At 68.4% G+C, this 25561-nt stretch carries 18 protein-coding genes and 1 tRNA gene; 13 read left to right on the forward strand and 6 right to left on the reverse strand.

The window, feature by feature from the left end; genetic code table 11:
- Positions 1–287: 287 nt before the first annotated feature.
- A complete protein-coding gene (locus EV279_RS04805; RefSeq protein ID WP_133541751.1) occupies positions 288–1601 on the reverse strand; it encodes a hypothetical protein in 1314 nt (437 codons plus the stop codon).
- 231 nt (positions 1602–1832) lie between these two features.
- On the opposite strand from EV279_RS04805, the gene EV279_RS04810 reads away from it, so the two are divergent.
- From EV279_RS04810 to EV279_RS04860, 11 genes are all read left to right on the forward strand, one after another.
- Positions 1833–3191, forward strand: coding sequence for an aminotransferase class V-fold PLP-dependent enzyme (locus EV279_RS04810; RefSeq protein ID WP_133544620.1), 1359 nt, complete (start codon positions 1833–1835; stop codon positions 3189–3191).
- 81 nt (positions 3192–3272) lie between these two features.
- Entirely contained in the window at positions 3273–4520 is a 1248-nt protein-coding gene (locus EV279_RS04815; RefSeq protein ID WP_133541752.1) for a glycosyltransferase, read from the forward strand.
- Positions 4521–4557: 37 nt separating this feature from the next.
- A tRNA-Ser gene (locus EV279_RS04820) sits at positions 4558–4642 on the forward strand.
- 88 nt (positions 4643–4730) lie between these two features.
- Entirely contained in the window at positions 4731–5531 is an 801-nt protein-coding gene (locus EV279_RS04825) for a glycoside hydrolase family 32 protein (RefSeq protein ID WP_166644443.1), read from the forward strand.
- 155 nt (positions 5532–5686) lie between these two features.
- A complete protein-coding gene (locus tag EV279_RS04830; protein WP_133541754.1) occupies positions 5687–6769 on the forward strand; it encodes a LacI family DNA-binding transcriptional regulator in 1083 nt (360 codons plus the stop codon).
- Between the two features lie 102 nt (positions 6770–6871).
- Positions 6872–8107, forward strand: a complete 1236-nt coding sequence (locus EV279_RS04835; RefSeq protein ID WP_243728441.1) for an extracellular solute-binding protein — start codon at positions 6872–6874, stop codon at positions 8105–8107.
- 193 nt (positions 8108–8300) lie between these two features.
- Positions 8301–9140 (forward strand): sugar ABC transporter permease, encoded by an 840-nt coding sequence (locus EV279_RS04840; RefSeq protein ID WP_208109546.1) that lies wholly within the window; start codon positions 8301–8303, stop codon positions 9138–9140.
- A gap of 146 nt (positions 9141–9286) precedes the next feature.
- Entirely contained in the window at positions 9287–10078 is a 792-nt protein-coding gene (locus EV279_RS04845) for a carbohydrate ABC transporter permease (RefSeq protein ID WP_243728597.1), read from the forward strand.
- A complete protein-coding gene (locus tag EV279_RS04850) occupies positions 10078–11079 on the forward strand; it encodes a glycosyl hydrolase family 32 (RefSeq protein ID WP_133541758.1) in 1002 nt (333 codons plus the stop codon). The genes EV279_RS04845 and EV279_RS04850 overlap by 1 nt, the downstream gene beginning before the upstream one ends.
- A gap of 32 nt (positions 11080–11111) precedes the next feature.
- Positions 11112–16238, forward strand: coding sequence for a GH32 C-terminal domain-containing protein (locus EV279_RS04855; RefSeq protein ID WP_133541759.1), 5127 nt, complete (start codon positions 11112–11114; stop codon positions 16236–16238).
- 119 nt (positions 16239–16357) lie between these two features.
- On the forward strand, positions 16358–17323 hold the full coding sequence (locus EV279_RS04860) for a PfkB family carbohydrate kinase (RefSeq protein WP_133541760.1): 966 nt from the start codon (positions 16358–16360) through the stop codon (positions 17321–17323).
- 1455 nt (positions 17324–18778) lie between these two features.
- On the opposite strand, the gene istB is transcribed toward EV279_RS04860, so the two are convergent.
- The 3 genes from istB to EV279_RS04875 form a co-directional block, all read right to left on the reverse strand.
- A complete protein-coding gene (gene istB, locus EV279_RS04865; protein ID WP_133541761.1) occupies positions 18779–19570 on the reverse strand; it encodes an IS21-like element helper ATPase IstB in 792 nt (263 codons plus the stop codon).
- A complete protein-coding gene (istA, locus tag EV279_RS04870; RefSeq protein ID WP_133541762.1) occupies positions 19570–20772 on the reverse strand; it encodes an IS21 family transposase in 1203 nt (400 codons plus the stop codon). The genes istB and istA overlap by 1 nt, the downstream gene beginning before the upstream one ends.
- 412 nt (positions 20773–21184) lie before the next feature.
- Positions 21185–21565 carry a hypothetical protein gene (locus tag EV279_RS04875; RefSeq protein WP_133541763.1) on the reverse strand — a complete coding sequence of 127 codons (381 nt, stop codon included), beginning with the start codon at positions 21563–21565 and terminating at the stop codon, positions 21185–21187.
- A gap of 187 nt (positions 21566–21752) precedes the next feature.
- Here EV279_RS04875 and EV279_RS04880 point away from each other — a divergent pair, with 187 nt between their 5' ends.
- Entirely contained in the window at positions 21753–22400 is a 648-nt protein-coding gene (locus EV279_RS04880; protein ID WP_133541764.1) for a hypothetical protein, read from the forward strand.
- A gap of 255 nt (positions 22401–22655) precedes the next feature.
- Complete coding sequence (locus EV279_RS04885) at positions 22656–23387, forward strand: alpha/beta hydrolase (protein WP_133541765.1); 732 nt, start codon at positions 22656–22658, stop codon at positions 23385–23387.
- 21 nt (positions 23388–23408) lie between these two features.
- Here the strand turns inward: EV279_RS04885 and EV279_RS04890 are convergent, their stop codons facing one another.
- Together EV279_RS04890 and EV279_RS04895 are read right to left on the reverse strand one after the other, a co-directional pair.
- Positions 23409–23789, reverse strand: a complete 381-nt coding sequence (locus tag EV279_RS04890) for a nitroreductase family deazaflavin-dependent oxidoreductase (protein WP_133541766.1) — start codon at positions 23787–23789, stop codon at positions 23409–23411.
- 844 nt (positions 23790–24633) lie between these two features.
- Positions 24634–25524 carry a class I SAM-dependent methyltransferase gene (locus EV279_RS04895; protein ID WP_133541767.1) on the reverse strand — a complete coding sequence of 297 codons (891 nt, stop codon included), beginning with the start codon at positions 25522–25524 and terminating at the stop codon, positions 24634–24636.
- Positions 25525–25561 lie beyond the last annotated feature (37 nt).

Consider the following 25561-nt stretch of genomic DNA (forward strand, 5'->3'; position numbering starts at 1 on the left):
TCCTGGATGCGTCGAGTCGAGCCTCCGGCGTCGAGGGGAGTCCCGGAGGCCCTGAGCCGAGCGTGGAACGTCGACTCGAGTCCCGGAGGCCCTGAGTCGAGCCTTCGTCGTCAACTCGAGTCCCGCCGGGGCTCGACGCGTGCACGGAGGCTCGACTCGCGGATGAGAGCGGACCAGGCGGGGGGATGGGAGCGGACCAGGCGGACGAGGGGGAGTGCTGGGGCGGGGAAGCGACGACAGCGCCCGGCTCCGCGATGCGGGGCCGGGCGCTGGTCGGACCGGAGGGGTCAGCCGACGGTCGAGATGTCCATCCGCAGGTTCGAGAACGAGATCGCGCCCGCGCGGGTCGTCCAGGCCGCGGTCGCCTCGTCCCGCGTGAGGGTGGTCGCGAACTGCGGACCGGTCTCCAAGCTCACCCCGTAGCCGGTGCGCGACGACGAGCCGACGACCTCCCGCGCGAGGTCGCGCAGCGTGTACACGCCGCCCGCTCCGTCAAGCGAGTCCCACACGTCCTCGCGGGGCGCCGCAGAGGCTCCGCGGGGCTTGAGGGGCGAGGCATCCTTCGCCCTCTGGACGCCCACCCCGTCGCCGAGGGTGATGCGGTCGCCGGCCGTGGCGTAGCTCCACCGCACGCCCGTGACGCCGTTCTCGGTCGCCGTCGCGTGGGAGACGTCGAGGATCGACGCACCGTGCTCGCCGATGACCTGCCCCTTGCCGGTGACGCGGTCCAGGACGACGGCGGTCGTCTCGTCGATGCCGAGGACGAACGGATGCCCCGTCTCGAGCGCGAGCTTGGCCGCCCGGCCCTCGCGGCCCCACGTCGTGAAGTGGCTGTCGATGAGCACGCCGCCGACGAACCCGAACCCTCCGTACGGGAGATACCCGAGCGCGCGGGCATCGTCGAGGTATCCGGGGGTCGCGCCGTCGCGCCACGCCTCGTATGACTCGCCGCCGGTGATCATGTCGGGCCCCTGCTGGATGGTGAGGCCGGCGCTGACGCCCGACACGACGCCGCGTGAGGCGACCTCGCGGATCGCGGCCATGGCGGGTGTGTCGCTGCAGTCCGTGAACGCCTCGAGCTCCGCGTCCGCGCATTCGAAGAGGGTGCGCACATAGCGCATCTGGTCGCCGCCGCCGAAGAAGACGCCGGTGGATGCCGCGATCTCGGCGCTGACACCCGCATCGAAGGCGTTGGCGGGGGTGTAGGTGTCGCCGGGGAAGTTGACGCCCGTGTCGATGGGCACCGCATAGGTGTCGGCGCCGTAGCTCTGGAAGAGCGCGGAGTAGTAGAGGCCGTTGGCCGCGGCGTTGTTCTTGCTCGGGTCGCCGGCGTCGATGGCGTTGCGCGCGGCGGACGCGGCGGCGGTCACGATCGCGATGCGCGCCTTCAGCGGCCCGCTGCCGTCGGGGTCGGCGAGGTCCACGATCGAACGCAGGATCTCGGCGTTCTCCTTGAGGTTGCCACCGATGAGCACGGCGTGCGGGTTCGTCTTCTTGGCCGCGGGGGCCGCGGGGGGTGCGGCGGTCGCGGATGCCGCGGGGGCGAGCAGGAGCGCCGCGGTGACGGCGATCGCGCTCGCGCGGAGGGCAGAGGGGCGCATGTGTTCTCCTTTGAAACAGCAGGTACAGAATGACTACTCTGTACGAGAAATCTAACGCACGTTACAAGCAGACGAAAGGGGATCGGCATGGCGATCTCTTCGACGGCAGTCGCTGCCGCCACCTTCGAGCCGGAGGCGGCGGATGACGACCGCCCCGCGACGCCCGCCGAGGCGGCGCGACACGCTGCGGCCGCAACGCCCGCCGAGGCCGAACGACAGGCCGCGGCCGCGATGCACGCCGTCTCGCCCTCGACGACTGCGATTGTCGACGAGGTGATCGACTACGCGCGACGACGCGCGCTGTTCACCGAGGTCCCGCTCGACCGGCCGATGGCTCCTTCCGAGCTCGCCCGGCTGGCCGGACGGTCGATCAGTCGGGACGGCATCGGCGCGCGGCGCGCGCTCGGCGTGTTCGAGCACGTGCTCGCACCCTCCTGCCTGTCCACCGACCATCCGGGGTACCTCTCGTTCATCCCCTCGGCCCCGACGAAGGCCGCACTGGCCTTCGATCTCGTGGTGTCGGCATCCGCGATCTATGGCGGCTCGTGGATGGAGGGTGCCGGCGCCGTCTTCGCCGAGAACGAGGTCCTGCGCTGGCTCGCCGATGAGTTCGGCCTGCCGCCGGGCGCCGGGGGCGTGTTCGTGCAGGGCGGAACGGTGGGCAATCTCTCGGCCCTCGTCACCGCCCGGGACGCCGCGCGTCGCCGGTACCGCGCGGAGGGGCGGCCCATGCCGGAGCGGTGGGCAGTCGTGTGCAGCGCTGAGGCGCACTCCTCGATCGCGTCGGCGGCCGCGGTGATGGATGTCGACGTGGTCAAGGCTCGCGTCGACGAACGCGGTCGCCTCACCGGCATCGCCGTGGCCGAGGCCCTCGAAGGGCGACGCGATTCGGTCTTCGCCATCGTGGCGACCGCGGGCACGACCAACTTCGGGATCGTCGACGACATCGCGGCGATCGCCCAGGCGGCGGCCGACGCCGACGTCTGGCTGCACGTCGACGGCGCCTACGGGCTCGCCGCCATGCTCGCGCCCAGCACGCGCCACCTCTTCGCCGGGGTGGAACGAGCCGACTCGCTCATCGTCGACCCGCACAAATGGCTCTTCGCGCCCTTCGACGCGTGCGCCCTCATCTACCGGCGACCGGGGGCAGCGCTCGCCGCGCACACGCAGAAGGCCGAGTACCTCGACACGCTGACCGAGTCGGCCGACTGGAACCCGTCCGACCTCGGCATCCAGCTCACCCGCCGGGCGCGCGGGCTGCCGCTGTGGTTCTCGCTCGCGGTGCACGGCACCGAGCACTACCGCGTGGCGATCGAGGATGCTGTGGCCAAGGCCGGCCGTCTCGCCGAGGAGATCCGGCGTCGGCCCGGACTCTCGCTCGTGCGGGAGCCGGATCTGTCCGTCGTGGTGTTCCGGCGCGACGGCTGGAGTGCGAGTGACTACCAGGCGTGGTCCGACGGCCTCCTCGGGGAGCAGAAGGCGTTCGTCGTGCCGAGCTCGCACGCGGGGGAGCCGGTGCTGCGCGTCGCGATCATCTCCCCTCTGACGACCGACGGGCTGCTGCGGGAGATCCTCGACTCGCTCGCGTGACGGGCGCGGGTGCGCATCTCGACCTCGGGAGTCCGCCCGCTCGGCTCGACTTATCTGCAGTCACTGCACATAATCGTCGGCGTGGATGTGACCTTCGTCGCCAACGACACCCGAGGCGGCGTCGAGCCGTACCTGGCTCTGGCCAGAGAGGCCGTGTCTCGCGGCCACACCGTGCGCGCCGCCGCGCCGGAGGACTACGAGAGCGAGTTCTCCGCGGCCGGGGTGCGGTATACGCCACTTCGCGGGGTCGACCGCGCGGCGATCGCCGCCCGGTCCGACCAGGTCTCGCTGCGGCAGATGAGCCGTCACGTCACCGAGCTGAGCCGAGTCTGGGCGAGGGAGGTTCGGGAGCTCGCAGACGGATCCGACGTCCTCGTCGCCGGGATCGGCGGGCTCGCCACGGCGGGCCCCGTCGCCGAGGCGCTCGGAGTGCCGCTGCTTCGCGCGCATCTGCAGCCTCTCGAGGCGCCGAGCTGGTCGTACCCGGGCGCCCTCGCCCCGCAGCTCGACCGCCTCGGGCCCCTCGGCCGCCGACTCTCTCATGCGCTCACCGGCGCCGGCACCGCTCTGCTGACGCGGGCACCCGAGAAGGCCGCGCGCGAGGCTCTCGGGCTTCCGCGGCGGTCCCGCGCTCCGCTCCCGTCGATCCTCTACGGCTTCAGCCCCGCCGTCGTCCCCGTCCGCTCCGACGCGCGCACGACGCGCATCGCGACGGGGTACTGGCGGCTTGCCGCTCCGAGCGATGAGGCGGTCCCGTCCGATCTGCGCGAGTTCGTCTCGGCATCCGACCCGATCGTGAGCTTCGGCTTCGGCAGCATGACCGCCGACGACTCGGCGCGGCTCTTCGAGGCCGTCGTCGACGCGGTCGAGCGGGTCGGGGTGCGTGCCGTCCTGTTGACAGGCTGGGGCGGTCTCGCTGGTGGGGAATCGAGCGAGAGGGTGCACGTCGCGGCATCCGTCCCGCACTCCTGGCTCTTTCCGCGCATGGCCGCGACCATCCACCATGGTGGCGCCGGGACGACCGGAGCCGCGCTCGCCGCCGGCGTGCCCACCCTGATCGTCCCGTTCGGCGCGGACCAGTTGTTCTGGGGCCGGCGCGCCGAGGCGCTGGGCGCGTCGCCGGCGCCGCTTCCGCGGAAGCGCCTGGACGCCGACCGGCTGAGCGCCGCCCTGGAACGGATGCTGCGCGACGGCGCGATGCGCGAGCGCGCGGCTTCGCTCGGCGAGACGCTGCGTGCCGAGCGCGGCGCGTCGGGCGCGATCGACCACGTGGAGTCCGCTGTCACCGCGCGACCCGGCCGCGATCGTCGGCCCCGATCGACCGGATAGACTCGACGCCGTTCGACGGATGCCTCGGCAGCCGTCGGGAGGGTTGTCCGAGCGGCCGATGGACCTGGTCTTGAAAACCAGTGGGCAGCAATGTCCCGTGGGTTCGAATCCCACACCCTCCGCTGATCGCGCATGCCGCGAGCCCTTGAAATGAAATGGATCGCGGGCCACGGTGGCCTTCGAAGGCTCGGCTCGTGCCCAGGGTGGCGCATGTTCCTCGGCGCTGCGCTGAGGGATGGGACGGCCGCGGCCCTGTCGTATGCGTCCGACGACCTGCAGAACTGGCGATACGACGGCATCGCGCTGCAGCGGTCGACGCGGGAGACGGACCCTGTCTGGATGGGCGCGCTGTTGGAGTGCCCCCAGATCTTCACCATCGGCGATCGCGCCGTAATGGTCTCATCCGTCTGGGACCACGCCGCGCTGCACTACGCCGGCTACGCCGTCGGCAGCTACTCCGAGGGTGAGTTCCACGCCGAGACGTGGGGGCGGCTCACCTACGGGGACAGCTTCTACGCCCCCTCGCTCTTCATCGACTCCGAAGGCCGCCCGTGCCTGCTCTTCTGGATGCGGGGCATCCAGGACCCCGACGACGGGTGGGCCGGAGCGCACAGCGTGCCCTACCTTCTCTCGGTGGCGGGCGGTCGACTGGTCGCCTCGGTGCATCCCGATCTCGACGCGCATCGCCGAGACCCGATGTCAGCCGGAGAGGTCGAGTCGACGGCTGCCGACATCGTCTGGTCGAGCGGGGACGGCGGGCGGCTCCTGATCGGCCCGGGTGCGACTGAGATCTCGACTACGTGGGAGCAGTCGACGGTGACCGTGCAGACTGCTCCAGGCGGGACTGCTTCGACGGCCCCCGTCGAAGGAGACGTGCGGATCGTGGTGGATGGCCCCGTTCCCGAGGTCTCATCGGCCGGCGGACTGCTCGGCCTGGCGACGGGCCTCGGCGACGCCCCTCTCAGCATCCGGGCCGACGGAGGTGCCGTGGAAGTCTTCGCCCTGGCGTGACGGCCGCGAGCCGCGCGCTCGCGCCCGGACGCACCGAATTCGCGGCGCTCGTCTCCCGCCGCCCCCGGTGCGTTCCGAGGATTTCGCAACGAACACTTGACGCCCAATCGTTTATCCTGCATCATGAAGGGGCTGGATAAACGATTGGGCAAGCAATGGCGCGAGGCAGGGCGACGATCAAGGATGTCGCGGCGGCGGTCGGGGTCTCGACCACGACGGTCTCGCACGTCCTCAACGAGGTGCCCGGGAAGCGCATCAGCTCCGACACCCGTGCGCGCGTCTTCGCCGCGGCCGACAAGCTCGGCTACGCACCGAACGCGCTCGCTCGCTCGCTGCGGACGCAGCGGTCGAACACGATCGCCATCATCGGCGACGAGATCGCCACGACGCCGTTCGCCGGGAAGATCATCCTGGGAGCTCAGGATGTCGCGCTGCGGCGGGACTCCGTCGTGTTCGTCGTCAACACCGGGTATCGGCGCGACGTCGAGGCCCGTGAGATCGACGAGCTGCTGAGGCGCCAGGTGGACGGCGTGCTGTACGCCTCGATGTACCACCGCGAGGTCGAGCTGCCCGCGGCGCTGCGTGCGGTTCCGACCGTGGTCGTCAACGCGACATGCGCCGACGAGCGCGTGCCGTGGGTGACGCCGGACGAGCTCGCCGGGGGAGAGGATGCCGCGGCTGTCCTGTTGACCGCGGGACATCGTCGGATCGCCTTCATCAACGACGAAGACCCTGTCGCCGCGGCCGTCGGCAGAGAGCGCGGCTTCCTGCGCGCCGTCGAGGCTTCCGCAGCCGCCGACGCCGACGTCATGGTGCTCACCGCCGAGAGCGGCGCCGAGGGCGGATACCACGCGGGTCTCCGGCTGCTGGGCGGTTATGAGCGCCCGACTGGAATCTTCTGCTTCAACGATCGCGTCGCGATGGGGGTCTACCGCGCCGCGTACGAGCTGGGCGTGCGCATCCCCAGGGACGTCTCGATCGTCGGCTTCGACAATCAGGACTTCATCGCGGACGGCATCGCGCCGAGCCTCACGACCATCGAGCTGCCTCACTACGAGATGGGGGCCTGGGCGACCGAGCGGCTGTTCGATCTCATCTCTGAGTCGGCACCGGCGGGCCCCGCACCGCACACGAGACTCCGAGGGCCGGTCATCCACAGGCACTCGGTAGCGCCACCCTCCCAGGATTCGAGCCCGGGAGAGCGGCGCCAACCGGCTGACAGGCGCGGCAACGCCTGATCCGTCGATGAACCGCAAGAACACATCACCACTCGAACAGGAGAATCCGTGTCCCGAACAATCGGCCGCATCGTTGCGGCTAGCCTAACGACCCTCGCGGTCGTGGCAACAGCAGGCTGCGCCGCCGGCGGCGCCGGCGAATCGCCCGATGGCGCGACCACCATCGATCTGTGGACCCACGCCGGCGGCAACGAAGCCGAGCTCGGAGTCATCAACACCATCGTCGACGACTTCAATGCGAGCCAGGACGACTACGTCGTCAAGGTCACCGACTTCCCGCAGGATGCCTACAACGACGCGGTGGTCGCCGCCGCGACATCCGACAGCCTCCCCTGCATCGTCGACATCGACGGCCCGAACGTGGCCAACTGGGCGTGGGCCGGATACATCCAGCCTCTCGGACTGCCCGACGACACCTACGAGGGCCAGCTCCCGGGCACGCTCGGCAAGATCGACGGCGAGGTCTATTCGTACGGCTTCTTCGATGTCGCGCTCGCGATGTTCAGCCGGCAGTCGACCCTCGACGCCGCCGGCGTGCGCGTCCCGACCGTCGACGACCCGTGGACGGGCGACGAGTTCAACGACGCCCTGGCCAAGATCGACGCACTCGGCACGTTCGACTATGCGGTCGACTTCGGCACCGGTGGCGGAGGCGAGTGGATCCCCTACGCCTACTCGCCCCTCCTGCAGAGCTTCGGCGGCGACCTCATCGACCGCTCGACATTCGAGACCGCGGACGGCGCACTGAACGGACCCGAGGCTCTCGAGTGGGCGGAGTGGTTCCGCGGCCTCATCGAGGACGGCTACATGGCGCAGACCTCGGGTGAGGACGCCACCGCCGACTTCGTCAACGGCACGAGCGGCATCCTGTACACCGGAAACTGGGCGGATGCCACGGTCCGCGGCGCCTTCGACGATGCGGTCGTCCTGCCGCCGCCGGACTTCGGCAACGGCCCGACGATCGGCGCAGGTTCGTGGCAGTGGGGTCTCACCAGCGGCTGCGACGAGGTGGACGGTGCTCGTGCGTACCTCGAGTTCGCCCACGACACGAAGTACTTCGTCGACTACGCCGAGGCGATCGGCCTGATCCCTGCGACGCTCGATGCGGCCGCCGAGATCCCGGCATTCGCCGAGGGCGGCGAGAGCCGCATCTACCTCGAGCTCGCCAACCAGTTCGCGGTGGTGCGGCCCGAGACGGCGGCCTACCCGTACATCTCGTCGGTGTTCCAGAAGGCCACCCAGGACATCCTCGCCGCCGGTGACCCGCAGTCGATCCTCGACAAGGCGGTCGCCGACATCGACCGCGACATCCAGCAGAACGGCGGCTACACGTTCTGATCCGGGAACGTGACTGATCCGGGGGGTGCGGCGCGCCCGTGCGCCGCACCCTCCGGACTCACAGGAGTGCATCATGACGACCTTCAGAACTTTCGACGCCGGCCGCGCAGAGGCGGTCGACCTCCCCCCGGACCCGCCGGCACGACGCAGGCGATCCGCTTCCCTCCGCGGTGAGCGCACTGCTGCCGCCTGGATGATCAGCCCGGCGATCATGCTCTTCTTCGTCTTCCTGATCATTCCGATCCTCTTGGCATTCGGTCTCGCCTTCACCGATACGCGCCTCATCTCGCCGCGGCCCGGCCAGTTCATCGGACTCGAGAACTTCGCCTATCTCTTCACCGACCCGGTGTTCTGGGCGTCCGTCCGCAACACCTTCTACTTCGCGATCGTCGTCGTCCCGGTGCAGGCAGGCTTCGCCCTGCTCCTCGCGCTGCTCGTGAACGCCAAAGTCCGCGGCACCAACTTCTTCCGCACGGTGTATTTCCTCCCCGTGGTCACCTCTATGGTCGTGGTGTCACTTCTGTGGCGCTTCATGTTCGAGAAGGACGGCCTGATCAATCAGGTGCTCGCGTCGGTGACGTTCGGCGCCTACACCCCGATCGACTGGCTGAACGACCCCGCCTGGGCGATGCCGGCCATCATGTTCATGTCGATCTGGCAGGGCGTGGCCTTCCATATGGTGATCTGGCTCGCAGGCCTGCAGACGATCGCCGCCGAGCTCTACGAGGCCTCCGAGATCGATGGCGCGTCCAAGTGGCAGCAGTTCATCTACGTGACATGGCCGGGGCTCAGGCAGACGGCGACACTCATCCTCGTCACCATCACGATCGCCGCCTTCAGCCTCTTCACGCAGATCGCCGTCATGACCCAGGGCGGACCCCTCGACAGCACGACCACGGTCGTCTACCAGGCGGTGCGCACCGGCTATCAGCAGCTGCAGACCGGGCTCGCGTCAGCGATCTCGCTCGTCTTCTTCGTCATGGTGCTGATCGTCTCCGGCATCCAGCGCTACCTCACCCGCGAAAGGAGCTGACCGCTATGTCCGCCACCCAACGACTCGTCCTCCCCGGGACCTCGCGCGCCGAGCGGCGCTCCGCACGCCCGGGCCGCGGGCGCGCCGTCGGAATCACCCTGGTGCGCAGCATCCTGGTGCTCTTCTTCGCGCTGCCCATCGTCTTCATGGTCGTCTCGTCGTTCAAGCCCGACCTGCAGATCTTCGCCGATCTGGGGTCGTGGCGCGCCTTCGCTCCGGTCGGAGACGTCACCCTGGACAACTACGAGGGCGTCTTCGACCGAGTCCCGTTCTGGCAGTTCCTCGCGAACTCCGTCGTCATCTCGGTGCTCACCGTCGTGCTCGGCATCGTCATCAACAGCATGGCCGCGTTCGCGCTGGCCCGGCTCCGGTGGCGCGGACGCGGGCTGGTGCTGACCCTGATCCTCGCGACGCTGATCGTCCCGTTCGAGACGCTCGCCCTACCGCTGCTGTGGTGGGTCGACCAGCTGCCGACCCTCGAGGCCGACGGCTTCAGCCTGGCGCTGACGACAGGATGGCTGAACACCTATCAGGTGCAGATCGTCCCGTTCATCGCGAACGCGTTCTCGGTCTACCTCTTCTACCAGTACTTCTCGTCGATCCCGAAGGAGCTCGACGAGGCGGCCCGGGTGGATGGAGCGGGCTGGTTCAGCATCTATCGCCGCATCGTCATGCCGCTCTCCGGGCCCGCCATCGCAACCGTCGCGATCCTGACATTCCTGCCGGCCTGGAACTCCTACCTCTGGCCCCTGATGGTCGTCCAGAGCGAGCAGCTGCGGCCGGTAATGGTCGGACTCCAGTACTTCTTCCAGCTCAACGTCTCGTGGGGTCAGGTGATGGCGTACTCATCGCTCATCACGATCCCCGTCGTCGTGCTCTTCATCGCATTCCAGAAATCCTTCATCAACTCGATCGCATCCTCAGGAGTAAAAGGCTGATGACATTCACTCTTCCCGACGTCTGGACCTGGGACATGTGGTTCGCAGACGACGGCACCGACTACCACGTCTTCTATCTCAAGGCATCCCGCGCACTCGGGAACCCTGACCGGCGGCACTTCCACGTGACGATCGGCCACGCGATCTCGGACGACCTGCGCACCTGGCGGGAGGTCGCCGACGCGCTCATCGTCTCGGACGAGCCCGCCTTCGACGACTACACCACCTGGACCGGTTCGGTCGTTCGCGACGACGACGGCCTGTGGCGCCTCTTCTACACGGGCACATCGCGTTCCGAGACCGGTGTCGTGCAGCGCGTCGGCGCGGCGACGTCGCCCGACCTCTACACGTGGACCAAGCGCGAGGGCGCGGTCACCGAAGCCGACCCGCGCTGGTACGAGAAGTTCGGCAGCGGCGACTGGTTCGACGAAGCGTGGCGAGACCCCTGGGTGTACCGCGACGCCGACGGAGGCGGATGGCACATGCTCATCACGGCCCGCGCCGACACCGGTGACGCAGACAACCGCGGCGTCATCGGACACGCCACCTCGGACAACCTCGACACGTGGGAGGTCCAGCCGCCCCTCTCCTCGCCCGGCGCCGGCTTCGGGCAGCTCGAAGTCCCTCAGATCGCGACGATCGAGGGGCGCCAGGTGCTGATCTTCAGCTGCCTGGCCAGCGAGCTGAGCGCCGCGCGCCGAGTAGACGGCGGCGGCGGCGTCTGGGCCGTCGCGATCGACGATCAGGACGCCGCACTGCCGATCGACCGAGCAGTCCGGCTGACGGATGAATCGCTCTACGCGGGACGCCTGGTCGAGAGTCGCTCGGGAGAGTGGTTCCTCTTCGCCTTCCACCACCGGGACGCCTCCGGCGCGTTCGTCGGCGCCCTCTCCGACCCGATCCCGGTGTCGTGGGGCGGCGACGGAGAGCTCCGCGTGAGCGACGGCCGATTCGACCACCTGCGCACACACGCGCGCGCCGCTCAGCCGTCCGGCAACTGACCGACACCCCCGCCATCGAAGGAGATGCCGATATGACCACGCGCGCCGGACGCCTGGGGGCGATCGCCGCGGCTGCGGCCGCAGCCCTCGTCGCCGCCACCCTGATCGCGGTGCCCTCAGCCGCGCAGGCGGCGGACACCACCATCGCCAACCCCAGCTTCGAATCCGGTGACCTCACCGGGTGGACCTCGGTCGAGGGCGATGCCTTCACCGACGCCAACGTCTCAGATGCCACCGACTGGGGATGGGGCTGCTGCTTCAACCCCGACGGCACGTACCACCTCTGGGGTGCGGCCGCGGGGGGCGACGCACCCACCGGCGTCCTCCGCTCCAGCGAGTTCACGCTGGGCGGCATCGGCGAGGTCAGCTTCCTCATCGGCGGCGGCAACGACATCGACAACCTCTACGTCTCCCTCCACCGCGCGTCCGACGGCGCCGAGATCCGACGCGCGACGAACACCGCCTTCGCCGACTCGGAGCGGCTCACCCGCGTCGTCTGGGACCTCGCCGCAGAGATCGGCGAGACTCTCTACCTCGAGGTGGTCGACAAGGCGTCCGGAGGATGGGGGCACATCAACGTCGACGACTTCAGGACCTTCACGGAGCAGTCGATCGCCGAGATCCGCAATCCCGGCTTCGAGACGGGCGATCTGAGCGGCTGGACGACCGCGGGCGAGGCGTTCTCCGATGCCCACGTGAGCGACGCCACGGACTGGGGATGGGGCGGCCCGTTCAATCACGACGGCACGTACCACCTGTGGGGCGCGGCCACCGGCGGCGATGCGCCGACAGGCACCCTGCGCTCCTCGACCTTCACCCTCACAGGCACCGGCACGATCGAATTCCTGATCGGCGGCGGCAACGACCGCGACAACCTCTACGTCGCGCTGCACCGCGCGTCCGACGGCGCCGAGCTCATGCGCGCCACCAACACCGGCTTCGCCGATTCGGAGAGCTACAGTCTGGTGAGGTGGGATGCGTCCGCTCAGCTGGGTCAGGATCTCTACTTCGAGGTCGTCGACAACGCCACAGGCGGCTGGGGCCACATCAACGTCGACGCGTTCGACACCACCGTCGAGGTCATCGGATACGAGCTCGCCAACCCCGGCTTCGAGTCCGGCACACTCGAAGGCTGGACCCCCACGGGCGATGCCTTCAGCTCGGAGCATGTCACCGAGGCGGACACCACGCCCGGCGGAGAGTCGTTCGGCCAGGAAGGCAGCTTCCACCTGTGGGGAGGCGCGCTGCAGGACGACGCGGCGGTGGGGACGCTCGAGTCCTCGAGATTCCGCATCGGCGGGCAGGGCAGGATCGAGCTGCTCGCAGGCGGCACGGCGGACGCGGGCATCTACATCGCGATCGTGTCCGAGGACGGCGGCACCGAGATCGCCCGAACCTCGCTGGAAATGGCAGGCGAGCCGTACAACGCACTCAGCCTGGATGTGACCGAACACCGCGGCGAGACTGTCCGTCTCAGGCTGGTCGACGAATCGACCACCGGCCACCTCAACGTCGACGGCATCCGCACCCTCGTCAACGAGCCCATGCACTGGAAGTTCGACGAGACATCCGGCGCCGTCGCCGACGGAGGCGCAGCCGACGCCGATCGTGTCGCCTACGTCTTCAACGACGCCGCATTCAAGCCCGACAGCGATCCCCTGTGGACGAAGGGCGTCGCCGGGGGAGCCCTCCTGTTCGACGGCTACTCGACCTATATCGAACGCGCGCCCGCAGAGTCGCTGACCCCCAGCGGCACCCTCTCCATCAGCGCATGGGTCGCCCCTCGCTCCTATGAATGGGGCGACCTCGGTCAGGCGTCCGCGATCGTGAACCAGCACGATGTGAAGGCGAAGACGGGATATCTCCTCGGGATGTACCGCCACGGTGCCTGGGGCCTCGAGCTGGGCGACGGTGTCGACTGGCACACCATCCGAGCGGACGGCGATGCAGTGCTGCCGACCTACGAGTGGAGCCATGTCGCCGCGACATACGATGCCGCGTCCGGGTTCATGCGCCTCTACCTCAACGGCGATCTCGTCGCCGAAGAGAACATCGGCGAGGGCACGCGCATCCTTCCCGCGGTGAACCAGCCTCTGCTGATCGGCCGGCACAACAATGCGGCAGTCATCAACGGCACGTTCCGCGCGAACATGTGGAACGGAGCGATCGACGAGCTCACGGTCACCGACGCCGCCTGGGACGCCGAAGACGTCGCAGCGGCTGCGGATCCCGGTGGTGAGCTGTCGGCGCCCGACATCCAACCCGACCGCGCCCGCTTGGACGGAGACCGGTATCGCCCCCAGTACCACTTCCTGCCGGCCGAGCATTGGATGAACGAACCGCACGCGCCCGTCTACTACGACGGTAAATACCACATCTTCTACCAGCACAATCCTCAGGGTCCGTACTGGCACCAGATCCACTGGGGCCATGCCGTCAGCGACGACATGGTGCACTGGGAGGACCTCCCTGAGGCGATCTCGCCGACGCCGCCCGTGACGCCGGACGGCGTATGGTCGGGAAGCGCGACGCTGGACGCGGACGGAAAGCCGGTGCTCTTCTACACGGCGGGCAACGATGCGGCGGTGCCGAACCAGGCGACCGGGCTCGCCTGGCCCGCCGACGCGGAGGACTCCGACCTCACCGACTGGATCCTCGAGCCCGAGCCCGTCACCGTGCAGGCGCCGGATCTCGACTCGCCGGTCGGGCAGCCGTGGTTCGGGCAGTTCCGCGATCCGTTCGTGTGGAAGGAGACCGCAGATGACGGCAAGCCGATCTGGTACCAGATCGTCGGGTCGGGCATCGTCGACGGCGCCACTCGCGTCGGCGGCACGGCGCTCCTCTACACCTCGCGCGACCTCGTGAACTGGGAGTACCACAACCCGCTGTTCATCGGCGACGCAGTGAAGTACCCGAAGACCGGCCAGGTGTGGGAGCTGCCCGTGCTGCTGCCGGTGGGCTCGGTGGACGGCGTCGAGAAGCACGTTCTCGTCATCAACCCCTGGTTCGACGGGTACAACCCGAACACCGCCAAGAACACCTACTACTGGGTCGGCGAATGGGACCGTGAGTCGCTGACATTCATCCCCGACCACGACGAGCCGCGAATGTGGGACTACGGTGAGCACTTCACCGGCCCATCCGGCATGGTCGACCCCGACGGTCGATCCATCCTGTTCACGATCACGCAGGACGGGCGCAGCGAGGGCGATCACTACCAGGCCGGCTGGGCCCACTCGATGGGTCTGCCGGTGAGCCTCGGACTGCTTCCCGGCGGCGATGTCGGCATCCAGCCGATCGAGGAGCTCACATCGCTTCGCGGCGACAAGGTCGTCGATGTCAAGAACCAGACCGTCGCGAAGACCAACGCGATGCTGGACACGAAGCACGACGCCTTCACGGACCTGCTCGAGATCGACCTGGAGCTGCAGCTCGCGCCCGGTCAATCCGTCGCGGGACTCGAGGTGCGGCGGAGCGCCGACGGCACCGAGCGCACCAGCCTGACGGTCGACCGATCCGCAGGCACGATCGGCATCGACCGGACCTTCTCTTCGCTGGACCCGGACACTCGCAAGGGTGTGCACGAGGGTGCATTCGAAGTCGGCCCGAACGGCAAGGTCTCGATCCACACCTACATCGACCGATCCGTCGTCGAGGCCTACGTGGGCGGTGCGAAGTCGCTCACCAGCCGGATCTACCCGACGCGCGCCGACGCGGTGGGCGTGCGCATCGTCGGCGACGACACGGTCAAGGTGAAGTCGCTGAAGATCTGGAACCTCGAGGGCGCGTTCGGAGAGGTCGTACCCTCGCACTTCGATGCTCCGCGCCCGGAGGCGGCGGAGGGCTTGCCGAACGGCGACTTCGCGACCTGCGACCTCAGCGGGTGGACCGTCGTCGACGGGGATGCGTTCACCGACGCCACCGTCACCGACCGGGACGACTGGGGCTGGGGCGGCCCGTTCCGCCAGGCGAACTCCTGGGGAAGCGGCGACCGCTGCCACCTCTGGGGATTCGATGAGTCCGTCGGCGACGCGACCACGGGCGCCATCCGATCGACGACCTTCACGCTCGGCGGTGACGGCATCATCGACCTGCTGACCGCTGGCGGATACGATCCCGACAAGCTCTATGTCGCGGCGGTCAGGGCATCCGACGGCACAGTGCTCGCCAAGGTGACGGGCAACGAACAGGAGGGCTTGCGCGCGCAGTACCAGCGCAAACGCCTCGACCTCTCCGCGCACGTCGGCGAGGAGCTCTACCTCGAGATCGTAGACCGCGCCACCGGCGGATGGGGTCACATCAGCGTCGACGACGTCAATGCACCCGCTGAGCCCGAAGATGCCACGCCGCCCACCGTCGGCGTCGAACCGGAACCGAACAGCCCCGATGGACGCGACGGCTGGTACGTGGGCGAGATCTCCGTCGCCGCGACCGCGCGCGACGACCTCGACAGCGCGCCGACCATCGAAGTCTCGATCGACGGGGCGGAGTACACGCCGTATGCGGAACCGGTCACCTTCGCCGCCGACGGCGAACACTCGCTCTCCGCCCGAGCGACCGATCGCGCGGGGAACACATCCCGGGTGGTCGAATGGGCTGGAAAGCTGGACAGGACGCCACCGGATGTCGCTGCCACGAGCACTGCGACACCCAGGCAGGTGACGCTGACCGCCACGGATCCAACGTCGGGCGTGGCTGCGATCGAGTACGCGATCATCGCCAAGCCCGGCCAGCAGCCGAAAGAGTGGACACCTTACTCCGCACCCATCGATGTCGGGAAGAACAAGGTCCGGGTCGCCTACCGCGCCGTCGACGTCGCCGGCAACATCAGCGCGACCAAGGAACACGAGGTGGCAATCGCCACGCCCACCAAGACCACCGTTCGCATCGACCTCGAGCGGCACTTCGTGAAGCGTGGGGGTGAGGTGCAGCTCACGGTGGCCGTCAGGGCGGGTGACGGCAGCGCACCGCTGGGCGAGATCGTGCTGACCGACAACGGCCGGCCCTCGATTCGGCGCGCGCTCACCTCGGATGATCGCGGAGCCGTTGTGCTGACGTTGGCGGGACTGAAGCGTGGGCTGCACGTCTATGAGGTGACGTTCACGGGCGACGGGTACGCGCGGTCCTCGAGCACGCGCACGCTCGTCGTGGCGTTCTGACGCATCGACCACCACCGCGGTGCTTCCACAGATGCCCATGCGACTCGCGGAGGTTTCCAGCATCACTACCGCTCATGACATTTTCCTCAACCGCAAGCGACACCGCAGGAGGGCGCCGAATGCCCCAGTTCCTCTCAGATCCCTCGTCACCGACGGCAGCCGCCGCTGACGGGGGCGCCGGCTCGTCGTCGACGACCGCCGTCGACGTGCTCGTCATCGGAGAGGCGGTCGTAGACATCACCTCGAGCGCCGGTGCGAAGACCGAGATGCCCGGGGGCGGGCCCGCCAATGTCGCACTCGGCCTGGGTCGCCGCGGCGTCGACGTCGCGCTGCTGACCAACCTCGGCCGTGATGCCCGGGGGAGCGTCATCACGCGGCATCTCGAGCGCTCGGGGGTGTGGGTGCTGGGCGAGTCGTTCGTCGACGATGCGACATCGACCGCGCACGCGGAGATCACCGCCGACGGCTCGGCGCGCTACGACTTCGATGTGCGCTGGATCGGACCGGAGGCGCGCCTCGGCGTGCGGCCGCGGACGATCCACACGGGCTCGGTCGCAGCGTTCCTCACCCCCGGCGATGCGCGGGTGCTCGAGCAGCTCGATCGGCTGAACGCCGAGATCGTCACGTTCGATCCGAACATCCGGCCGGCCCTGATCGGGGCGCGCGATCGCGCACGCGCGCGGTTCGAGGACTTTGCGCGACGTGCGACGGTCGTGAAGCTCTCGGACGAGGACGCCGAGTACCTCTACCCCGATACCGGTGTGCACGAGGCGCTCGACGCGATCGCCGCGCTCGGTCCGCGCCTGGTCGCGCTGACGCGCGGTGCGCACGGCGCCGCGCTCGCGGCCGACGGGCACGCGGTGGAGGTTCCCGGTCGGACCGTCGCCGTCGTCGACACGATCGGGGCGGGTGATACTTTCATGGCCTCGCTCATCGCCGACTACCCGTCGATGCACGACGGGGGCATCTCGGCGGCCGACCTGCGCGACCTGGGCGAGACCGCCGTCGGCGCCGCCGCGATCACGGTGTCGCGCGCGGGTGCCGACCTGCCCTGGTCCGCCGACCTGGCCGCGCAAGGCCGATAGCCGCCCGCCGACCTCGCGGCGGCCGGTCGCCCCGCCGAGTCGCGGCGGAAGGCCCGCAATCCGCGCCCGCATCGCCGGATGGCCGGCAGTCGGCCTTCGCCGGCGTCTTCGCGCGCTAGCGAGCCGGCTCTGCGGCGGGCGTGAGGAAGGTCAGCTGCGAGCCGTAGCAGGCGCCATTGGCTGTCACCGCCGTTCGCGAGAGAGTGGGGGATCGCAAGCAAACTCGGGATCGGCCGGCCCCAGTCCGCCAACCTCCGATGAGCGAGACGATGTATGCGGTCGTCGCCTGGTCCGACGCTTGGGGTGGTGCGCCGTGGAATTGCCTCACGCAGGCCACATGGTCGATCTCCATGACGGTGACCGTGCCGGGCGTGCGCCCGGGGGCCGCATTCCACGGTTCGAGGGAATCGAGAGCGGTCGCTTGGTCGGGTTCACACGTGTGAGGCGCTTCCGAGTGTACGTGGCTCGAAGAAGGCTCGAAGCGTCGCCCTGGTCGATTGCAACAGCTTGGATCTCACGACGATTCCCCTATCGTTCATGGCGATTCGCTGAATGAGGAACGCGTGTCCTCCATCACCCATGACGAGGTGCACTCGCTAGTTCCGGCATATGGCGGACGACCGGCTCGTTCAGCGGACGCGAGGGCTCCCGGTGATGCAGCATGCGCGACGGGGCTTGGTCCGTGCCCACGTAGGGCCCGCATCGAAACCGGTTCGAGAGCGAGCGAAGAGAGGCCCGACTGAGCCAACGGTTCCGGAACCTCGGGACTCTGCGGGTCCGCTGTCGGCGGCGCTGCAAAACTGGTCGATTCCGCCCGCCGCAAGTGTTGTGTTTTCGGGCGCCGCCGACATCCGCGGTCGAGGCAGCAGATCCAGGAAGAACGTGAGCGTGCATGTCCGTCGGAGTTCAAGTCCCTCCGTCTTCAGTGTGTCACCCACGGTCGAGGTCGCTGCTCGGGATGTCGCGAACGGGATGTGTGCACGCATGTGTGCACTACGTCGCGAGATCCGCGGTACGGCGCAGAAAGGCGGGGTCATGCCGTCTGTCTACGGATCAGAGGGTTGCGTGCGAGGTGCTGCTCAATTCGCTCGTGAGCATCGGGGATCGCGCGGGTGCGGTCAGGGTGCTAGACCGGGTGAGGGGTCGATCATGGACAACGAAACGGCGTCACGCGAGGCGGCCGACCTGGCTGCTGCTCGGGCCGAGCTTGAGGACTATCTGAACTGACGCCACTACAGCATCCGACACATCCGCACGACAGGCGGTCCGCCAACCGCGGCTGGGCTGCGCGCAGTTCTCGCCTCGATCAGAACTGTCGACGACCGGCTCGGTCCGGATGATGTGTAGACCTGGGGACGGATTGTCTGTCCGCCAAAGTGGCGAGTTCCTGTCGACGACGCTTGAAAACTGGGCCAATGCGACGGGCGAAAAGTAGGCCACCAGTTCGTCGTTTGCTCAGTCTGCCGGATCCTGGGTTTTGATGCTGGGGAGGCTGTCAATGCCCCGACCGCGAAGCCGGTAGCTCGCGCCTTTGAGGGTGAGGACGTCGGCGTGGTGAACGATCCGGTCGATCATCGCGGCGGCGACGGCCTGGTCTCCAAAGACCCCGCCCCAGCCGGAGAACGGCAGGTTCGAGGTGAGGATCAGCGAGGCGTGTTCGTAGCGACTCGAGACGAGTTGGAAGAACAGGTTGGCGGCGTCCTGCTCGAACGGAAGGTAGCCGACCTCGTCGACGATGATCAGCCCGTAACGGCGCAGCCTGGCGAGCTCACGGGGCAGATTCCCCTGCCGGTGCGCGTCGGTGAGCCGGGTCGCCCAGTCTGTCGCGGTGGCGAACAACACCCGGTGACCATGCCGGGCGGCGACGATCCCCAGCGCGGTCGCCAGGTGCGTCTTCCCGGTTCCGGGTGGGCCGAGCAACACGACGTTCTGCGCTTCGAGGAGGAACCCGCCGGAGGCGAGGGCTGCGACTTGTTGGCGGACGGTGGGCTGCGCGTCCCAGTCGAAGTCCTCGAGCGTCTTCCGGGCCGGGAAGCCGGCCGCTTTGATCCGCAGCTCGGCGCCAGACGCATTCCGCGCGGAGACCTCCCTCTCGAGCACGGCGGCGAGGTAGTCCTCGAATGACCAGCCGGCATCGCGGGCTTGGTCGGCCATCCGACTGGCGGCCTCGGTGATCCGGGGCGCTTTGAGCGCGCCGGCGAGGTAGGTGATCTGCTTGACCGACTCAGTCGTCTTCCCGGCGCTCATCACGCGACCCCGGTGATCCCGAACGCCCGGTCGTAGTCGGCCAGGTCGCGGGTGAGGTCGTCCGGAACCACCGCCCGGGGCTGCTGGAACTGTTGCCGCAGTTTCTTGGCGGTCTCCCGATGAGTTGGATCGGTGATCGTGCTGCCGCGCGCCCAGACCCGAGGGTGGTCGGCGACGATCCGCCCGTCCAGCCTCACCCGGACGCGGTCAAGGTCCGCGGTCACGTCCACGAGGCGACCGATCGCTGCCGGGTCGACGGAGTAATCAACGGCATCAAGACGCACGTAGTAATCCCGTCCCAGACGCACCCGTTCCCGCCAGCCCAGCTGCAGCGGGACCGGCGGCAACGGCAGCATCCTCGACCGGTCGTGTTCGATCAGGTCCACCGGCCTCGCTTTGATCGTCCGCACCACTCGGGCGTTCGCCTTCTCGAGCCAGTCGGCCAGCTGAGTGTTGAAGTCCGCGGGCGAGGTGAAGGAGCGGCCGGGCATGAATGAGGTCTCCATCCAGCCGTTGCGGCGCTCGACGATCCCCTTCGATTCCGGGTCGTAGGGTCGCAGCTGCACGACCTTGGTGGCGAGGGTGCCGGCGAACGCGGCGACGCCTCGCGCGAGCCTGCCCTTCTGCCCGATGCCAGGCTCGTTGTCCCAGATCAGCCGCCGCGGAACCCGGCCGAGCTGTTGGATCAGCTCCCACGACCCCAGCAGCAGATCCTCCGTCCTGCGGGTCGGGATCATCCGCGCGGTGAGGAACCGCGAGTGCGCGGCGACGATCACCAGCACCGGCAGCAGCACAGCGTTGCCGTCCTCGAGCGGGATCTTCCGCGGTGGGAACCACAGGTCGCACTGCACCGCGTCACCCGCCGCCCACGACAACCGATCGGCGGGATCGACGGGGCGATGCTCTGGTCGCAGCCGGCGCACGTTCTCCCGGAACCAGGTGATGGACCCGGTCCACTCGACGCGCTCCGCGATCACTGTGGCCGGCATGTCTGGATGCTCCGCGAGCAGCGCCCGGACCCGCGCTTCGAACGGTGAGAACGACGTCTCCTGGGGCCTTCGCTGATATCTCGGCGGCTTCGCGGACGCTACCGCCGCCGCGACCGTCGTTCGAGAGATGCCCAAGTCTCTTGCGACCTGACGCTGCGGAACGCCGTCCGCGACCAGCCGCCTGATCAACGCCCAATCTTCCACCGAGATCACCCACCCAATCTGTCTGGGTGGCCTACTTTTCGAGCGTCGCTATGGCCTCATTCTCAACCGTCGCCGACAGTTCCGCTGATGCGCTCGCGACGCCGAATCGGTCGGGCATGTCCCGCACGTCACCACTCATCGCATCCCGATCATGGGGCCCGGAGTCCGTGCCCACATCCTGCCCACATCCCCCGACGATCTCGCGGGATCGCTGGGGATCCGGAGCCCACTGGTAAGGGCCTGAATCCGCGGAATTCCGCGGTTATTCGGCTCTGACGGATCGAGCAAGATCGAACCTATTTGGGTTCGAATCCCACACCCTCCGCAAATGGATGGCGCGACCCGAGGAGCGCTCACCGCGCGGCTACAGCGAAGCCGCCGGTGGAGCGATCGCTCCCGGCTCGCTCGCTGACTAGCGGCATCAGTTGTTCAGGCGCTCGACGTCGGCGATGATGTCGAGGCGATTCAGCAGGGTGTCGCCGGCTGAAGCGATGGTGCCGAGCGCCCCGAGGGTGATCAAGGCCGTGATGATCGCGAATGCCACGACGGCGGGCCAGGCGTAGCGCCGCTTGACGGTGAGCACGAGGCAGGCGAGTGCGCTGAGGATCGCGACCGTCTGACCCGCGACGGTCGCGAACGCCATGCGGATCGCTCCGTCCACCGTGAGCGCGCCGTAACTGTTGAATGCGACGGTCAGCGCCATCGGGATGAGGACGACTCCCACCAGCAGGACAGCGGTACGGCTGATCCGCCGAGACTTCCGCGCGAGCGGGGTCCGGTCAGGAACTGTCTGCGTCGTCATGGTGAGACCCTATCGAGCGCTCACGTCCGCGGGTCAAGACCAGCCACCGAGCCCCGCAGTTCCCCGTCGATCGTCGGCGCCGTCGGTCGAGTCCGCCCGCCGTCCGCCGACGATGAAGCGGGAGTCCAGGCACCCTCCCTGGAGGATGTTCCTTTACGTGGGGGTGCATGTCCGGTGAACTGAGCGAATGAGATCCGATCGGCCGACCCCGGGCGACCCGTGGCCGCACGACATGGTGATCACGGTCGAGGATCGACCTCACGTGCTGCTGGAGCTGCTCTGGCTTCGCGAGGCGCATGCTCTCAGCCCGACTGGGGTGGACCTTCCCCCGCCGCTGATGGCGACACCGGCATCCGCCGTGAATACAGTCGACGACGCGACTCGGTCGCAGTGGGAGGCGGACTGGGGCGACGTCTGGGAACGAGCCGCATCCCACGCGGGTCTGGAGAGCGACCGAAGGCTCTTCGATCGGCTTCGCAGCACTGCCGACGGTTCACCGGAGCGCGAGTCGCTCCTTCACGCCATGGTCGGCCCGAGCTGGGGAGATCAGCACGGACGGAAAGTATTCGACGATCAATCATACCGGTCATGGGAACGGGACGGGATGGACGCATTGTTGGCTTCCCGGCAACAGCCAGCCTCACTGGAGAACGAGCCGGAGCGACGTGACCTTGACGTGCTCATCCCGGCGTGGCGTGCAGGACTCACGAAGATCGTCGTCATCCCTTGCCAGGGGGAGCACACTCGCAAGCTCGGCTCCAACGCCCTCCTCGTCACAGACGCGACCCGCGCCGAGAGCAGCCGATACCGGCGGGCACTGAGCGCCTTCGCCTGATCGAGTCCGACACTCCTCGCTCCCTCCGTCCCTCATGCGGTCGGACGCGCGGCCTACAGCGGCAAGTCCGCGATCCCTCGCCCGGTCATGGCGGTGCGCTCCTCTGCGCTGTACTGTGACGCATGTCCGTGGATGGTCTGACTGAGGGGGTGGTACCGGTGAACGAATCTCAGCGGGTGCTCCTCATCGGAGGCACGGAAGGGCGATGAGTCGTCCGGGAGCGCCGCATCACGCGTATTCCCGAAAGGCACGACCATGCACTTCATCACATCGCCGCGACGTTACAGCGGCGTGCTCGAACGCGACTTTTTGCTCGACGGCGTTCCCGGCATCCTCTGGCTGCCCGAACATTCCGCCTCTGGGGTGCCGCTGATCCTGCTCGGCCATCCGGGCGGCCTGGGGCACATGCGCCAGCGGCTGACGGCCCGCGCCGTCCACGCCGCTCGTGACGGGTTCGCTTCCGCGACCATCGAGTTGCCGGGCGCAGGCGATCGCCCGAGGCTGGCGGATGTCGACGAAGCGCGGGACGATCTGCGCAGGGCGTTGGTGGAGGGTCGGCCGGTCAGCGCTGCCATCATCGACAGGCTGATCCTTCCCCTGGTCGACCGTGCGGTTCCGGAATGGCAAGCGGCCCTCGACGCGCTCCTGTCATTGCCGGAGATCGCAGGTCCCGTCGCGTACTCGGGAGGGATCATCTCGATCGGCGTGCGGCTGGCGGCCGTTGAGCCTCGCGTCGTCGCAGCCGGCCTGTTCGCCGGGAGTTACGTGCCGCGCGTCATCCTCGAGGAAGCGCGTCGGGTCACGATACCCGTGCACGTCCTCCTTCAATGGGACGACGAAGGCAACGACCGCCAGGTGGCGCTCGATCTGTTCGACGCATTCGCTTCCGAGGAGAAGAGCCTGTACGCCAACATGGGCGGACACACCGGTGTTCCGCCCCACGCCGGCGAAGCCGCTCACGGGTTCTTCAAGAGGCATCTCACCTGATGGCGAAGCCCTCGCCCGTCGTCAGACGGCGGGCGAGGGAGCCGGAGTCAGCACGATGAGCGGGCTGTAGGCGATCATCTCCTCGATATCGTCTCTGCGCCACCGGCGTGCTGCGGCCTCGATGAGCGGCCGCGCTTCCTGGGGATCGGTGATCACCCGCGCCGTCGCAGGAACGTCGGCCTCGATGCCGTGCTTCAGATGCACGATGACGTTGGGGTCTGCGGTGATGTTGTGTATCCAGTCCCGCGTGCGGTCTCGACGCGGCATCCCGGTTATGAACAGCACGCCGTCCTCGTTATGCAGGAAGATTTCTATGCGGCGCGGGAGCCCGCTTCGGCGACCGGTCGTCGTCAGATCGATGATCTGACTTCGGTGCAGTGCCTCGCTGACGTCGTTGTCCATACCTCTTTAAGCGATCTGGATGCTGCAGACATTCCAAGCGATCGGGACTTCTCATGCCCAACACTGGTGGCGAAGGCGCCGACAGCAAGAGCCGAGCCAGTCGCACGGAACCTTTCGTGGTCCTCGCTAACCCGCGCTCGAGCCGGTCCTCGCGCGGGCGCTGCGCTCAGAATCGCCGCCCTTGCGCCCGGCGATCATCCAACGGTCGTTTCGTGGAGGGCGCTGCTGCTCACCCATCCAGCGAGGCGAGCATGTCTGCGATCGCCGCTGCTACGGCGGCGGGGTTGCCGTGGAGGATATCGTGCCCTGATTGCACCGCGATGGAGACGGGTTCGGAGCTCCCGTCGAGCCACAAGGCCTGGTCCTCCTGGGATCCCGACTGGCCGTTCGTCGCCCACAACACGGTGACCGGGATCGCGGGGATCGGCAGACGGTCAACGGCGAGCTGGTGCTCGAAGAGCGGCGGCGGTCCTCGACCCGCCATCGGGTGCTGTGCGCGCCGTGAGGACGAGCGATCCCACACCGACAACTCCCGCGAGCGTCACGGCGACACGGACACGGAATCGGTTGTCCATGGCGGCCTCCGGGATCAGCGCTGCGCGGTGAGCCGGAGGCGCGGTGCGCCCTCGAATCGCCAGCGCGTAGCCCAGGATACGCGCGTCGCTCCGTCGCGGATGTCGATCTCGGTGCCCACGCTCCTGGGGTCAGGAGCAGCCGGACGTGGCGGGAGCTTCGCAGACAGCGAGGGCGGGTATCGTGCGCTTCGGAGTGGAGCAAGGTGCTCCGACGGCGTGCTCATCGTGCCTGTGGCCACCGCCGACGACTCGGCGGGCAGGGCGCGAGTTCAGGGCGCAGGCTGAGCGAAGTGCAGGAGGAGCAGCTGCGGACGGCCGGAGACCGCGCGAGTCGCCTCGGGCACGTATGCCATCAGAGACCATGGCCACGCCGGCCAGTCGCCGATCTCGCTGCTCGGCCTCGGCAGCGGCGAGTCGTCCCAGTCGAGGGCCGGCTCCTCGCACCCGCGCAACTCGAGTCCTGCGGCGAGCGCCGCCCGAAGATAGTCGCCGAGGAGATGCCGGAATGCCGGGGCGAGGCGGCGCTCGCCGTCGGGTCCCAGACCCTTGATTCCCGAGCCGATCGTCGTGAGCTCGCGATGCACGTCTGAGATGAGGAGCGCGCCACCCGGGCGCAGCACGCGGGCGAACTCGGCGAACACCGGGCCGAGATCGCTCACGTGGACGAGTGCAAGCGCGCACACGACCACATCGACCGATCGGTCAGCGAGAGGCAGTCGATCGACAGATCCCAGGTGGAAGTCGCCCTCCGGCACACGCTCTCGGGCCAGCTCGAGCATGTCCGGTGACCCGTCGACGCCGATCACGGTGTGGCCGAGGTCGGCGAGAATCCGCGCGAATCGCCCAGTGCCACACGCGGCATCCAGGGCGACGCCGACCTCGCGGTGCGCCAGCCATTCGGTGATGACCGGCTCGTCCATCGCGAAGAGGCCGCCGCCCGCATTCGCGTCGTAGTCGGGCGCCTGCTGCTGATAGATCACGTCAGCGGCAACGCGCTCCACGACCTCCCCGCGGTTCTGGAGCTTCCCGTCGGCGAGCAAGCGGCGGATCTCGGCGACCCGGTCTTCGACGAAAGCCTGATCGTGGTCACCGGCCCATGCGTCGAGCAGAGCGGATCCTTCGATGCCGAGCAGATAGGCAAGAGGGTCCTGGTAGATCACGATCAAGGAGCGTAGCCAGAGGCACGCGCGCGCATCA

Origin of the sequence: Microbacterium sp. BK668, from assembly GCF_004362195.1 — a bacterium.
GTDB lineage: Bacteria > Actinomycetota > Actinomycetes > Actinomycetales > Microbacteriaceae > Microbacterium.